Origin of the sequence: Alloacidobacterium dinghuense (assembly GCF_014274465.1) — a bacterium.
Taxonomy (GTDB): Bacteria; Acidobacteriota; Terriglobia; order Terriglobales; family Acidobacteriaceae; genus Alloacidobacterium; species Alloacidobacterium dinghuense.
The window spans coordinates 3,930,296-3,945,001 of sequence record NZ_CP060394.1 but is presented as its reverse complement, the minus strand read 5'-3'; the positions used below and the strand labels follow the sequence as shown (position 1 = coordinate 3,945,001).

The following is a 14,706-nucleotide window of genomic DNA, read 5'->3' as shown; positions in this document are numbered from 1 at the left end:
GAATCCGTCTCGAATGCGAAGACATCCCAACGCGTTGCTGAGGAGCTTTGGAATAACGCGCTCACAGATCGCGTTTCATTCGTTGCTGCGAATGGAGTGGCGCTGGAGGAGGAGAGCGGCCGCACCGCGAAGCCGCGCAACGTCGCCTTCATGCGTGGCGAGAAGGCGTGGCGGCTCTCCTTTCAAGGTGGACTTCTCCAACTCGGCTTCAATGATGGGTGAAAAGCGGTGCCAGGCGGAAGTGATATCTCCCGCGATGAGGACTAATTCGGGCGAAAGGGCAGCGGTGACCATTCGCAAACCTTGACCGATGTATTTGGCCTGTTTTGCCAGAGCTGCGACAGCATGCGCGTTTCCCTCTTCCGCGAAGTTGAGGAGTTCTTGAAACGTGATGCGCTTCGCCTTTGGATCCGACTGATAGTAGTAGCGCAGACCGGCGTTGCAAGATCCGAAAACCTCCCAGCAGCCGTTTTGTGTGCAGGCGCAGCGGGGGCCCGAGGGATCAATGGCGATGTGGCCGAATTCGCCGGCCATGCCGTTCTGGCCGGTTACGAGTTGTCCATTTGCGAGGATTCCTCCGCCGATTCCTTCGGAAACGGTGATCAACACTGCATCGCGGACGCCATCCATTCGTCCAAACCACAGTTCAGACATGAGGCAGGCAGTGGCGGCGTTTTCCATCTCAGTGGGAAGTTCCATGCCGCGCTCGACGGCTCCCTTGATGTCGTATTTCGGCCAGTGCAGGTTTGGCGCAAAGATCAACAACTGCGATTCCGTATCGACGCGTCCGGGAACGCTGATGCCGATGCCTTCCAGGGATTTCCTGGGATGGCTATCCCTGATTCGCTTCATGCAATCGATGATGCCGGCGACGGATCTGGCGGGATCAGAGCCGAGCGGCAGCGTAGACCGCGAAAGGAGGCGACCGGTCAGATCGATCATGGCGACGGTGACCTGGCGCGGATGAATGTCGGCGGCCAGGACCACCAGTTCATCATTCAGAAGCAGCATCGTTGGACGGCGTCCGCGTGGCGACTGAGCTACGGCGCCTTCGCGTATCCAGCGTTCCTGAATGAGTTGTTCGATGATCTGAGAGACAGTGCTGCGCTGCAATCCGGAGAGCCTTGCCAGATCAGCCCTTGAGATCGGTTGGCTCGAGTGGATCAGTTGCAGGATGATTTCTCGATTGATACGGCGCGCAGTTTCGCTGGAGGCTAACTCGATGGCATTCAGGTCTACTCGGCGTACGGCCTTCGCGGATGGCCCCGGATTGCTCAAATCATTTCCCAAGTGTTGCTTGTCTCCGTCCCACCATTTTATGTATGCGATTTCTCCGATCTGAGAACAAAGTGATTTCTCCCGGCTTCATCCAAGACAGCAGAACGGTCAACTGATTGTTTATATATTAGTTGTCATCTCCAACCAAAGGGATTATGCATGGATCTTCTGCTTTTGATTGGTTATGCTTTCGCGCGGATCGATGCAGCGCCGGTCGCTGTCCAGGCGCGTGAGCCATGTACATGGCGTGAGATGCTGTCTTGTCTCGACTAGAAATCTTCGTGGAAAGCTACTTCTCCTTGAACAGCAGTTTGATAGGCGGAAACGCGGCGCTCAAAGAAATTGGTCAATTCCTGCACATCCTGAAGATCCATGAACGAGAACGGATTCTTTGTGTGAAATGCGGGAGCAATGCCGAGGCGCTGCAGCCTGGAGTCGGCAACGTAGCCCAAGTATTGACGCATCTCGCGCACGGAGAGCCCACCCACGCCGCCGCTTAAGAGATCCTCTGCGAATTGAGTCTCCGCATCGACTGCTTCACGCAGCATCTGCACAATGTCGCGTTCCAGTTGCTCATCCCACAGGTCCGGTTCCTGACTGCGGACGACGTTTACGACTTCAAACGCAAACTCCAGATGGCAACTCTCATCACGAAAGACCCAGTTCGTGCCTGCCGCCAGCCCATGCAGCAAGCCTTTTGACCGCAGGAAGTACACATAAGCGAATGCAGCGAAGAAGAACAGTCCCTCAATACAGGCTGCAAAGCAGATCAGATTTAGCAAGAACTGCTTGCGATGCTGCTGTGTCGTGAGTTGGTCGAGTTCCTGAATCGAATCCATCCACTTCATGCAGAAGTTGGCCTTCTTTGCAATCGAAGGGATGTTTTCAACTGCGGCAAACGCTGCGGCTCGCTCATCCGGGTCAGGCACATAATTGTCCAGCAGTGTCAGATAGAACTGCACATGGACGGCTTCTTCAAATAATTGCCGCGAAAGATACAATCGGGCTTCTGGCGAGTTAACGTGCTTGTACAGATTCAGCACGAGGTTGTTGGAAACAATTGAATCACCCGTGGCAAAGAAAGCTACCAGCCGTTGAATCAGGTGTACTTCGGCAGGGCTGAGCCGCTGCTTCAGGTCTACGAGATCGGTCTGGAAGTCGACTTCTTCGACAGTCCACGTATTTTTGATTCCGTCGCGGAACATGTCGAAGAAGACGGGGTAACGCATGGGCCTCAGTGTCAGGCAGAGGCCGGGATCGAGGATGGTATCAGGCGCTTGAACAGAGGACATTCGTAATCTCCTTTAATGGCTTACTGGCAGGCTTCGCACGAGCCTGGATTCTCAAGCGAGCAGGCTACGGAGGACGCTGGCGACACATTGGCGTCCGCGTTTGCCGTGACAGTGGTTTTTGCAATGCGCGTTGCGGGTCGTGAGCGCAGGTAGTAGGTCGTCTTCAATCCGCTCTTCCAAGCGTACATGTACATGGAGCTGAGTTTGCCGATGTTCGGCGACTCCATGAAGAGATTGAGTGATTGGCTCTGATCGATGTACGCGTTGCGAGAGCGCGCCATGTCGATGAGTCCGCGCATCGGAATTTCCCATACGGTGCGGTAGACCTGCTTCAGATCGGCGGGGAGTTCCGCCAGCTGTTGCACGGAACCTTCGGCCAGTTTCAGGCGAGTGCGAATCTCCTCGTTCCACAGGCTGCGGTCTTTCAACTCCGCTACGAGGTAGCGATTGATTTGGAGAAATTCGCCGGAAAGGGTTTCGCGCTTGAAGACATTCGAAATCTGCGGTTCGATGCATTCGTAGCAGCCTACGATGGAGGCGATTGTAGCCGTGGGAGCAATTGCGATCAGCAGCGAATTCCGCACTCCATGCTTCTTGATTCGCTCGCGCAGCGCATCCCATCGAGCTTCATGAGACGGCTTCACATTCCAGAGATCAAACTGACACTTGCCTTCTGCATGGCGCGTTTCGCTGAATGACGGATGCGGGCCGAACTGTTCTGCAAGTTCGCACGATGCCGAGAGCGCGTAGTAGTAGATCTCCTCCTGAATTCGCGCCGACAAATACTGCGCTTCCGCTGAATCAAACGGAAGCTTCAGTTGAAAGAAGACATCCTGCAAGCCCATAACACCGAGACCGACGGGCCTCCACCGTGCATTTGCGTTTGCTGCCTGCGGAACGGGGTAGTAGTTGATGTCGATGACACGGTCCAGCATTGGCACCGCAATCTTTACCGTTCTCGCGAGCTTGTCGAAATCGAATGTGCCGTCTGCAACGTGGCGCGCCAGGTTGATGGAGCCAAGATTGCAGACGGCGGTCTCCTCGCGCGACGTCACTTCTGTGATCTCCGTGCACAGGTTGGAGAGATGAACGACGTTGCCGGGCTTGCCTGTCTGGTTGCACTTCAGGTTGCACGCATCCTTGAATGTCATCCAACCATTCCCGGTCTCGGCCAGGCAGCGCATCATGCGCGCATAGAGATCGCGCGCCCTTACCTGTCGCGTGAAGAGCATTTCTTCTTCTGCCTTTTCGTATGCCGCATCAAACTCGCTGCCAAACGCGTCGGGTAGATGTGAAACTGTCTTTGGATCGAACAAGGACCAGATGCCATCTTCGTCGACACGACGCATGAAGATGTCTGGAATCCAGTTCGCCAGATTCAGGTTGTAGGTACGGCGTGAAAGATCGCCGGTATTCTCGCGCAACTCAAGAAACTGCTCAATATCCGCGTGCCAGGGCTCCAGATACACACAGCAGGCTCCTTTGCGCTTGCCACCCTGATTCACCGCGGCAACAGAGCTATCCAGAGTCCGAAGCCACGGCACAATTCCGTTCGACAATCCGTTCGTGGCGCGAATCAGCGACCCCTCCGAGCGCACGCGATGGAAAGCGAGCCCGATGCCGCCTGAAAACTTGGACAGCAGGGCCACATCCTTGTACGCGTCGTAGATCGACTCCAGCGAATCCTGTGGAGAATCGTGCAGGTAGCACGACGACATCTGCGCATGTTTTGTCCCGGAATTGAAGAGCGTCGGAGAGCTAGGCATGTAGTCATGCGAAGCGATCATGCGATAGAACTCGATCGCTTCGTTCGGCGTGCCGGCCAATCCGCATGCGACGCGCAGAAAGAAATGTTGCGGCGTCTCGACTACTTTGCGCGAGAGGGGATCGCGCAGCAGATAGCGGTCATACACGGTCCGCAGGCCGAAGTACTCGAAGTTATCCGAGAAGTGTTCGTCAATGGCATGGTTGAGTTTGCGAGCGTGCACGCGCACAAACTCGGCTGTGGCCGCATTCACTACACCTTCCCGGAACCCGTGCTCCACGGACTGCGAAAAGGAGTGGAGGTTCTGTCCGGCAACTTCCTTCACAATCGTTCCGAGCAGCAAGCGGGCCGCCAGCTTTGAGTACTGCGGCTCTTCTGCAATCAGCGAAGCGGCTGTATCAATGGACATCGCATCCAGTTCGCGGGTGGTCGCTCCGTCATACAATCCGCCTATGGTTTTGCTGGCAACGCGGATAGCGTCGACATGAGCCAATCCATGCGCGCAACGCTGCACTGCGCGCACAATCTTGTTCACGTCGACAGGCTCAAGCGCGCCATTGCGCTTGCGCACATGCATCGTCGGCGTCACATCGGGAACAGGAAAACCCGGCACGATATCGGAAAGACTGGTTTGAGTCTGAACTGTGGCCATCTGCTGCTCTCCCTGGCCTCTGGAAGGGAAAAGAAGAAACAGCAGCACTCCGAGTCCGGAGCAGGAGCCACTGTCACCTCACCTCCCCTCGGAGGCGTAGCGAATGTCTTCGTGGCAGGTCTTCGGACTTGCAGGCTGCCTACTTGCTCCGGCTTCCCAGTTCACGGCTGAACCAGTGCTTGCTGTTGGAGCGTTTGTTCCTGCTTACCGCTGCGGGGCAGTTCCGGTCTTTCACCGGCTTCCCTTTTCACCCGGGTTTGAGGACCGGGCACCGCGAAGTGAAATCTACCGTATCAAGGGCTAGACTACGAGTCAACCGCAATATTTCGTGGTCCCTGTGCAAATCCTGGTCTCTCACATTGCGAGACTTATACTGCATTTTTCTTCTCAACATTGCCCGAATGTGAGTGGAACCTGAATTCTTAATCAGCAGAATAGAAAGCCACTTCTTTTGCTCCCAGGTGGAGTTCAAAGGTATCGTGGTTCGCGCTCACGACATTCGCAACGCCCGCCAGTGGACGTAGATTCGAACAACCAGCGAGCGCAGTATTTTCGGTGTTTAAAGTGATATTGCGCAGTTGATCCGCGTTGTTTGCTATCACTAATACGCGGTCTTTGCCGTCGCAACCGTGTGAGATATCTTCAGCACGGACAAAAGCAAATGCGGTAGGATCTTCATCCAGTACATCCTGCTGCTCGCCCGATTGCAATATGCTGTGCTGTGTGCGGAGGTGCAGCAAAGTACTTACCAAGCTATACATCTCCTGTTGCTCAGTGCTGCGGCTCGCGGCTTCAAAGGCGTTTGGCTGACCATCGTGAAACCCGCCGGGAAAATCATGGCGGTTGTCAGGGTCGTTACCGCCTCGCATCGCGATTTCATCACCAGCGTAGATTTGGGGCATGCCGCGCAACGTTGCGAGCAGGCCGAATGCCATCTTCAATTCAGCAGGTGTAGCGCCGGGTTCGCTCAGGAAGCGCGCGGTGTCGTGATTGCCGAGGAAGGTGACAAGACGCTCGGGGTGCGGATAGAGCCGGTCCTGTCGGAGAATATCTTCGAGTTTCGTGATCGGCTCTCCATGGACGAGCACTGAACGTAGTGTGAAATAAAGAGGAAAGTCGAAAGGCGTGTAGAGTCCTGTGTCAATGCCATTGTGTTCGACGCCTCCGGCGAAGTACGAGGTGATTGTCGGGTCGCCATTGAAGACTTCGCCGACTGTTGTGAGCTTCGGGTAGAGTTCACGCAACTGCGCATGAAACTGCTGCCAGAACGCGCGGTTCACATACGGAAATGTGTCGATGCGAAGGCCATCGAGGCCAGCCGTTTCGATCCACCAGACAGCGTTCTGAATCAGATATTTTGCCACGATGGGATTTTCCTGATTGAGGTCTGGCAGAACATTGGCGAACCATCCTTCGGTGATGTCGCGACGCTCGCGCCAGGATGCATGCGGATCGGGAATCGACTTGAAGTCGCCTTTAGCTACGGTGTGGTGTTCGAGCGTTCCATGGAACCAGTCAGGCAGCGGCGGGTCTTTGACCCAGGGATGCGCAGGGCCTATGTGATTCGGGACCGTATCAAGCACGATCTTCATGCGGTGCTGATGCAGAGACGAGGCGAGATGCTGATAGTCAGCAAGCGTGCCGAAGTGTGGATCGACTGCGTACATATCGGTCGCGCTGTAACCGTGATATGACTGAGGCGAAGGAATGTTCTTATAGACCGGCGTTGTCCACACGGTGGTAACACCCAGCGACTGCAGGTAATCGATGTGTTGTTCGATGCCTTTGAAATCGCCTCCATGCCACCCGCGCACTTTAGCACGCTCTTCGCTCGACTCGTCGTTCGATGAGTCGCCATCCGCAAATCGATCCGTCATGATCAGGTACATCACATCTGCAGATGAGAAGCCCTGAAAGCCGTCCGATTTCGGCCTGCGTGAATGCAATTGGAAATCTGCTTCTGCTTTGCCTGCGCTATTTGCGGCTGTGATGTGTATCGTCTGCGGCGAAGCATTCGCGGTGCTCAACCAGAGAAAAGCCCAGTGGCCATTGTCGGAAACTTGCGTCTTTTGAATGGAAACTTGATGTCCAGCCACCGAAATCCGGGCGCCAGAGAGGTATTCGCCATGAATGAGCAGCATGGGCGATGGCATATCGGCCCACCAGTCTGGCGGATCGATCTTGTCAATTGCGGGTCTGGCGCTTTGGGCACAGAGGGGAAGTGAAGCGCTCAGCAGGAATGCGACAGCAACTGCCAGAAAAGAAACTTTCAACTTCATGAGATCGGCGTCCTCGAAAAAAGCGCCACGCCGGAGGAGCCGTCGTGGCGCGAATGAATATTCAGCCAGCTAGAAGGTGAATCGCAGCGCGAACTGGATCTGCCGCACTGAATTGTATTGCAGGCCCGAGATCAAACCGAAATTCTGATCGTTCAGGTTGCCGTCAGGATTTGTGAATTGAGGCGTATTGAAAATGTTGAAGGCCTCAGTACGAAACTCAGTATTCACGCGCTCCGTGATCGGGATATTCTTCTGCAACGCAAAGTTCACAACCTTGGTTCCGGGGCCATGCAGAAGGCCACGTCCCGCAGTTCCGGGATTGGAGTAGATCCCGTTCACGTTAGCAGGCTCAGCGAACGAGGATGTGCTGAAGTAGGATCGCGTAACGCTGTGCGTAATAACAGCCGGCGCTACCAGATCGGCGAAGTCCGTCGGCGCATTGTGCGAATCAATGACGTCGAACGGCACGCCGGTATTCAGCTGTGCGATCATGTTCATCTGCCAGCCGCCGACTACGTAATTGACCGGCCTCGACACATTGCTGAAGAACTCGTGTCCCTTGCCGAACGGCAGATCATACAGCGTGCTGAAGTTGAAGACGTGGCGCTGATCCTGATAGGAGTTGCCCTTGTTCAGGTTCAGCATGGCGCTGTGCGTTGCGGGGTTGATGAATATCTGATTCGATTCATTCCCTAGCGGCGATACCGAATCATCCGTTGTATGCGCCCACGTATAGCTGGCCGTGGTGGTTAATCCTTTTGTGAAACGGTGCTCGAAGTGAAGCTGCAGACCGTTGTAGCTGGAGACACCGCTGTTGTTGTTCACCGTTGCGGCTCCGCCAAGCACCGGATAGAGGCGGAAGCCGTTGGCGTAGCCTAAGTAGCCGAGCGGCTGCTGGTTCAGGTTGTAGGCTGTTGTCAGGTGTGTGGCGCGAGTTCCAACATATGCCATCGTGAACGCTGACTGACCGATTTGCTGCTGCAATTGCAGGTTCCATTGTTGAATCGTGGAAGTCTGATTATTCGGCAGCTGCGCAATTACACTTACGTTCTGCGGATTGGTGATGTCTACGGTGCTGGCAGGGGCGGGAAGCGCAGCCGTTGCCAACCTGCTGTCGTTGGAGCCGGACGGTCCTTGTCCGGTAAAGGTCACACGGTAACCGTTATTGACGTTATAGCTGGCGGTTCCGTTGAAGTCGGGATTATTGCTGAGCTGGTTGCCGATGCCGCCGCGATCGAGGAAGTAGAAGATTCCATAACCGCCGCGCAGCACGCTGTTGCCGTTGCCAAACAGGTCGTAGGCAAATCCAACGCGCGGGGCAAAGTTGTTGTGATTCGTGTTTACCTGGCTTCGAGACTGGCCATTCTGCCCTGCGACGAGAAGCTGACCGGTAAGAATATCGAAGGTCGACTGCTGGTTATGCGCTGTGTAGGGATAGGTGTAGAGGTCATAGCGCAGTCCGAGGTTCAGTGTCAGGCGTCGCGTGACCTTCCAGTCATCCTGTGCAAAGTAACCGGTCTCCCAGTTATAGGTGCCGAAGAAGTCCGAGCTTGCTCCTAGAGAATAGTTCGAGAAACCAACCAGAGCTTCAGAGACGTCATACCCGGTCCAGTTCGGGTCACCGCTGCCAGCGCTGACAAAGTTGAAGAAGCCTTTCGAGTCGTTCCCCTGGAAGAAGTTGACACGCCGATTGATGATGTTCACGCCAAACTTGAAGGCATGCGCACCATGGTTCCAGCTCACCGCATCCAGGCCCTGCGCCGTGTATTCCTTGACCAGATAAGGACCGCCGTCACCGGTATAGGAAAGCTGTGAGTTGTTGTCGCCGATGAGCGCACCGCCGCTGGTGAGCTGATTTCGATTGGCGTTTACAATACCAAGGTTCTGCGATACCGGGTCGCCAAAGAAAGGTGGAATATAGCCGAACTCCGGACGCACATACGCGACGCGGAATTCATTCAGGAGGTTCGGTGTGATGATGCGCGTGTAGCTGCCGACGGCTGCGCGTGGATGGCTCTGATTCTGCCCTGTAGCAAAACCTGCGGGCAGGTTAGGGAAGAGCGATGACTTGGTGAAGTTGTCCTGTCCATAGCTGTAACGAACAAAGAACTGATCCTTTGCCGTCGGCGTGAAGTCGAGCCGTACATCGAAATCGTTAAACGAGGTGATCTGTTGCTGGATCGCTTCGTAGTTGCCTTGAATAAGATTCGGATTCGTGGGCGCGGGAAATGCGTTGAAATAGTTGACTGCGGCTTGATTCCAGCGATTCTGTGGAATGATGTTGCCGGTGAAAGGCTGGCAGGTGATGGGATCGTAGATCTGACCGGTCGACGCAGGCGAGGATTGTCCTGCAGGCACAGCGCATTGCGGAACCGTTGTCAGGTTCTGATTTCCGGGGGCCAGCAATTCGCTGAAGTCGCCCTGGCGCATGCGCGCGGTTGGAACCGTCTGGAAGGATGGGGCAAGTCCGGTCTTTTCACGCAACCCCTGGTAGTCGCCAAAGATGAAGAGCTTATTGCGAAGGATCGGCATGCCAAGGCTACCGCCGAATTGATTGCGAATGAAGTTAGGGAATTTCGAGAATCCTGCGCCGAGGAATTGATAGTTCGGGTTGGCGTCAAACTCAGAGTTTCGGAGGAAATCGAACGCTGAGCCGTGAATCTGGTTCGTGCCCGACTTGATTGAGGATTCGACGATCGCTCCGCCTGCACGGCCAAACTCTGCCGGAGCGACGCTGGTATTGACTCGGAATTCATCCGTCGCGTCGATTGGCGTGAAGAATACGATTGTGTTCACGAGGGACTCGTTGTTGTCCGTTCCGTCGAGGATGAAATTGTTCGACTGGGGCCGCAGTCCATTCACGGAGAGAGCAGCGCCGCCTGAATCGTTATAACGGAAGGTTTCCACATTGCCACCAGAACCGTTCGCCTGGTCGTTATAGTTGCCGCGGGTTACACCCGGAGTGAGCAACGCAAGCGCGGTAAAATTTCGTCCATTCAATGGGAGTTGGGTGACTTGGCGCCCTTTGATCACTTCGCCCGTCGATGAGCTTGCAAGATCGATGAGCGAAGCCGTGTCGGTGACTGTGACGGTCTGGCTTGTTCCACCTGGCTGGAGCTTTAGGTCGATTGCCCTCACCTGAGAAACGTCGAGCGAAATGGACTGTTCGATAGACGTAAAACCGGATGCGTCTACCTTAATACTGTAGTTGCCACGGGTAAGTCCGCTGACAGTGAAATTACCGCTCCCATCGGATGTAGCCGCGAAAGATCTGCCTTGGTCGGTGTTGGTGACGGTAATCGTAGCATTCGGAACAACCGCACCTGTGGGATCAGTCACCGTTCCCTGGATGCGAGCCGTATCTGTTTGGGCAAATCCTGAGCCTGCCATTAACGAAGTAATGAACAAGAGCTGCGAGAATCTTCCAAGCCAACTTCTAAGCATTGTGTGCCTCCTAGTGGGAAAGCCCGCACCTTCAGTTTTTTCAGGTTTTCGAAGCGAGGTGCGAGCCACCGAGTACTTGAAGACTTTTCTGATACGACTGGCAATGCACAGAGGGTCCTTTTTGCTTCACCGGGAGTTAGACAAATAAATGCTGAATAATGAATCGTTTGCGAAATTATTTCGTCAATAACTTAAGGTCTGATTTGCCTCTGAACGAGGAATATTACAAACTCAGAAAGGGCGCATCACCGCGGGAAGTATGTCGACAGCGGCAAAGACCGGATCGAAGGTTCACTTTGGCCTCTTCGAGGCAGATTTAAGGACCGGCGAACTTTACCGATCAGGCATACGCGTTCGGCTTCAGGCGCAGCCATTCAGGGTGCTCTCCATCCTTCTGCTGAATGCCGGAGAAGTAGTTTCACGTGAAGAATTTCAGGAGCGCCTCTGGGGCAAAAACACGGTTGTGGATTTTGAGCATGGCCTAGGAACCGCAATCAATAAGATCCGCGATGCCCTGGGCGACTCGGCCGAAAACCCGCGCTTCATCGAAACGCTGGCAAAGCGCGGGTACAGATTCATCTCTCCTGTTTCGTTTGCGCCACCACAGGCTGCTCATGTCCCATTGCCAGAACGTTTACCTCAGGCAGAAACTCCACTGCAGACAGAAAAGAAAGCTCGTTCTTCTGTCCCAGGCTGGTTGGTGCTCAGCATTTGCGGGCTTGCAGGGATCGCTGTAGGAGTCGGCGTTTTCTGGGCGGTCAGCCGGACGCAAGTGCCATCCTTGCAGATTTCCCGCGTGACTTCCTCCGGCCGCGTTTCTCCTGGCGACACCTTCCTCGAAGACCTTCCGGTGACAGTTACCGATGGCGTGCGGGTCTACTTCCCAGAACTTGAGAACGGGCGCATAACTCTGGCGCAAGCCTTAATCGCTAATGGCAAAACCTCGACATTGACGCTACCAGACGAGATCGTTGCACCACTACTAGGAGACATCTCCCCGGACGGATCGAAGCTATTGATCCGCAATCATATCTCAGCCGAAGCAGAACAGGCTTTGTGGATTGTGCCGACACTTGGCGGCGCAGCACGGCAGGTTTCTGGAGTATTAGCGCATGATGCCACATGGATGCCCGATGGAGCTCACATTCTTTATGCGAACGGCGATGGCTTATGGCTGGTCGGCGAAAACGGCGAGTCGCCGCAACGTTTGGCTACGCTCCACGGAAGAGCATTCTGGATGCGCTGGGCGCCCAATGGCAACTCCCTGCGCCTAACACTCCTGAATTCTGATACGCATACGACTTCGCTTTGGGAGTTAGGCTCACACGGGGAGAATCCGCATCAGCTTCTGGCGGGCTGGAACATTACTGCAAGCGAGTGTTGTGGAAGCTGGACCGCCGACGGCAAATATTTCGTTTTCCAATCCCGGCATAACGGCAGCAACAACATATGGATGCTTCGTGCGCAAAGTGGCTCACCTGTCCAGCTGACCTTCGGCCCGCTGGATTATCAGGCGCCGATTACTTCGCGATCGGGAAATCGAATTTTTTTCATCGGAACCGACACACGCTCCGAGCTGATGGAATACTCGCCGCCAAGTAAGAGCTTCCTGCCTTTCGGCGAAAGGCTTCGCACCGCCAACCGTGTTGCCTTCTCTCGCGACGGCAAATGGATGGCCTGGATCAGCACCGGCGATAACAGCCTGTGGCGCAGCCGTATCGATGGCTCGGAGCAGGTGCAACTGACCACATCGCCGATGGAAGTTTTCATGATGCAGTGGTCGTCTGATAGCAGCGAACTGGCTTTCATGGCCAGAGAACCAGGTAAAGTCTGGCAGGTCTTTCTGATCGGCTCGGACGGAGGAAACCTTCATCGCCTGCTTCATGAGGACCGTAATGAGGCCGACCCGGATTGGTCGCCGGACGGCCGTGAGATTGTCTTTGGCAGAGTGCCGGCCCTGATGGGAGAGACCGCTGAATCAAAGGCGATTTCTCTGGTGGACGTAGCTTCTGGGAAAGTCACTACGATTCCGGGATCGCAGGGATTGTTCAGTCCACGCTGGTCGCCAGACGGCAGGTATATCGCTGCCCTTTCGCTCGACATGATGAGAGTGATGCTCTATGACACAACCACGCAGAGTTGGCGGTTGTTGTGTCAGCAGAGTGCAGCCGATCCCGTCTGGGCAACTGACAGCAAGTCTCTTTTCTTTCACACGTACGTGCAGAGAAGTCAGGCAATCTTTCGCGTAACCGTGCCGGATGGCAAGCTAGAGCACGTCACGGACCTCAGCGATTTGCACTTTGCCGATGTCTTAGGGTATCAATTTGCCGGCAACACGCCCAGCAATGCGCCACTCGTGAATGCCAGCATGTCGACAGCAAATATTTATTCGACGTACATACGGGAACGGGAGCTATTCGCTGCGCCGGGCGCACATTAAGGTGTTTAGAGAAGACTTCCTACGCCCGGCACTCCGGCCGCAGCGGGTGAGGTTTTGGCATCGTTGCGCAAATTAACCGACTCTTAGACCATTCTCAGTCTATGCCTTTGGGGCCTGGCTGAAGATCTCTAGCAGCCGGTCGGCGATGATCTTGTCTTCTCCGTCTTTGAGTTGCCACATGGCGAAGCCAAAGCGGGTCGGATCGGCGGGTCGCCGGTGCTGCTCTGGCGGATGTGCCGGAGCATTGGGATCGCGCCCGCGCATCCCGCTTGCTCCTGCCCCCATGCTGCCGATTCCAATCGGTTTCGTATCAGCGAGCTGCTGCATTACTTCGTGCCCGGTAATCTTCAGCTTGGTCTGGTCGATTTGCCAACTGTAATAAGGCGTTACGTTGCCTAGTGCCTGGGCGTTGAATTCTCTCGGCCATGCCGTTACACCGAATTTCTTCATTGCATCTGAAATCACCTGCGCCCGCGAGTCATACATGCGCAGCACCGCATCGTAGTCCTGGTTGACGAACAGCTCGAGAGCCTTCAGCAGTGCAAAGATCGTTTCCTTGCCCACCTTGCAGCAGCGTCCGATTCGATCTTCCTGTGGGCTCATGTTCAGCTGCGCCCAGCGAATGAGTTGCTCCTTGCCGATGAGAATGCCCGAAGCTTGCGGGCCGCAGATATCTTTGCCGCCACTAAAGCCTACAAAGTCGAAGCCCACCGCTGGATACTCCCACAGCCGCTCCTTCGGAGGCACATCGGCAGAGGCATCGTTAAAGGTGTAGAGGTTATGCGCTTTTGCAATTGCCACGGTCTCTGGTCCGCTCACCTGGCCCTTATCTGAAAGAATGTTGGTAAAGTGAATGGCCAGCGTTTTCGGATTGATGGCGTTGATCATCTGCTCTTGCGTCTCCACTTCGATCAGCTTTGCTCCGGTTTGCCGAATCTGATGATCGAAGGGATTCCTGTGCGCCTTCTGGATGATGACTTCGGTACGGGGAAAGTCTGTCACATCCGGACAGACCCTGATACGAGGCTCGAGATCTTCCGTCATCATGCCCGCATAGGCAACGACCAAGCCCGCCGCCACGCCACCTGTTACCAGTCCTGTATATCCTGGCGGAGTCTTGCAGAGTTTCTCGATGTATCTGCCCGCAGCCACTTCCAGGTCGTTGATCATCACGAAGTGCTGGTTGCCTTGTCGCATCAGTTCCATAACCTCGGGCCTCATGACGGAGCCACCAATCACCGTCACTGTGCCGACAATATTGATCAATGGTTTGACGCCCAGTTCTGCGTACACGTCTCCTGTAGAGCCGAGCCCACTGGTGATGGGGACGATCGGGCTGCCGTCGATCGGAGACTGAGCGGATTCTTTTGTCTTCTTTGCAGCGAAGATTTCCGCAGGTGCAAAGAGGGTGCTTCCGAGGGTGCCAAGTGCGGACAAAAACGAGCGACGGTTCCATTTCGACTTCAAAATCATGTGTAAACTCCCTCTGATGATCTCCGTTAAGATTCTTACATTTCCACGCTTGGCTTGGGGCGGTTCACAGGCAACTGAAGAAA

The 14,706-nt window shown here is 55.0% G+C and carries 7 protein-coding genes and 1 riboswitch; of the genes, 1 reads left to right on the top strand and 6 read right to left on the bottom strand.

The window, feature by feature from the left end; translation table 11 throughout:
* Positions 1 to 75: 75 nt before the first annotated feature.
* The 5 genes from H7849_RS16200 to H7849_RS16180 all read right to left on the bottom strand — a co-directional run bounded on the left by H7849_RS16200 (position 76) and on the right by H7849_RS16180 (position 10,710).
* Positions 76 to 1,290 carry an ROK family transcriptional regulator gene (locus tag H7849_RS16200; RefSeq protein ID WP_251106312.1) on the bottom strand — a complete coding sequence of 405 codons (1,215 nt, stop codon included), beginning with the start codon at positions 1,288 to 1,290 and terminating at the stop codon, positions 76 to 78.
* A 257-nt stretch (positions 1,291 to 1,547) separates the two neighbouring features.
* Complete coding sequence (locus H7849_RS16195; protein WP_186740702.1) at positions 1,548 to 2,570, bottom strand: ribonucleotide-diphosphate reductase subunit beta; 1,023 nt, start codon at positions 2,568 to 2,570, stop codon at positions 1,548 to 1,550.
* Positions 2,571 to 2,590: 20 nt separating this feature from the next.
* On the bottom strand, positions 2,591 to 4,987 hold the full coding sequence (locus H7849_RS16190) for a ribonucleoside-diphosphate reductase subunit alpha (RefSeq protein ID WP_186740701.1): 2,397 nt from the start codon (positions 4,985 to 4,987) through the stop codon (positions 2,591 to 2,593).
* A gap of 96 nt (positions 4,988 to 5,083) precedes the next feature.
* Positions 5,084 to 5,278, bottom strand: a riboswitch (cobalamin riboswitch).
* 131 nt (positions 5,279 to 5,409) lie between these two features.
* Entirely contained in the window at positions 5,410 to 7,266 is a 1,857-nt protein-coding gene (locus H7849_RS16185) for an alpha-amylase family glycosyl hydrolase (protein ID WP_186740700.1), read from the bottom strand.
* 69 nt (positions 7,267 to 7,335) lie between these two features.
* Positions 7,336 to 10,710 (bottom strand): TonB-dependent receptor, encoded by a 3,375-nt coding sequence (locus tag H7849_RS16180; protein WP_186740699.1) that lies wholly within the window; start codon positions 10,708 to 10,710, stop codon positions 7,336 to 7,338.
* Between the two features lie 259 nt (positions 10,711 to 10,969).
* On the opposite strand from H7849_RS16180, the gene H7849_RS16175 reads away from it, so the two are divergent.
* Positions 10,970 to 13,150, top strand: a complete 2,181-nt coding sequence (locus H7849_RS16175; protein ID WP_186740698.1) for a winged helix-turn-helix domain-containing protein — start codon at positions 10,970 to 10,972, stop codon at positions 13,148 to 13,150.
* A 99-nt stretch (positions 13,151 to 13,249) separates the two neighbouring features.
* Here the strand turns inward: H7849_RS16175 and H7849_RS16170 are convergent, their stop codons facing one another.
* Positions 13,250 to 14,623 (bottom strand): L-seryl-tRNA selenium transferase, encoded by a 1,374-nt coding sequence (locus tag H7849_RS16170; RefSeq protein ID WP_186740696.1) that lies wholly within the window; start codon positions 14,621 to 14,623, stop codon positions 13,250 to 13,252.
* Positions 14,624 to 14,706: the final 83 nt, after the last annotated feature.

Bases quoted from the DNA above. Each gene is read 5' to 3' on its own strand.
- H7849_RS16195 (WP_186740702.1), bottom strand. From the start codon at position 2,570: ATGTCCTCTGTTCAAGCGCCTGATACCATCCTCGATCCCGGCCTCTGC.
- H7849_RS16190 (WP_186740701.1), bottom strand. From the start codon at position 4,987: ATGGCCACAGTTCAGACTCAAACCAGTCTTTCCGATATCGTGCCGGGT.
- H7849_RS16185 (WP_186740700.1), bottom strand. From the start codon at position 7,266: ATGAAGTTGAAAGTTTCTTTTCTGGCAGTTGCTGTCGCATTCCTGCTG.
- H7849_RS16180 (WP_186740699.1), bottom strand. From the start codon at position 10,710: ATGCTTAGAAGTTGGCTTGGAAGATTCTCGCAGCTCTTGTTCATTACT.
- H7849_RS16175 (WP_186740698.1), top strand. From the start codon at position 10,970: ATGTCGACAGCGGCAAAGACCGGATCGAAGGTTCACTTTGGCCTCTTC.
- H7849_RS16170 (WP_186740696.1), bottom strand. From the start codon at position 14,623: ATGATTTTGAAGTCGAAATGGAACCGTCGCTCGTTTTTGTCCGCACTT.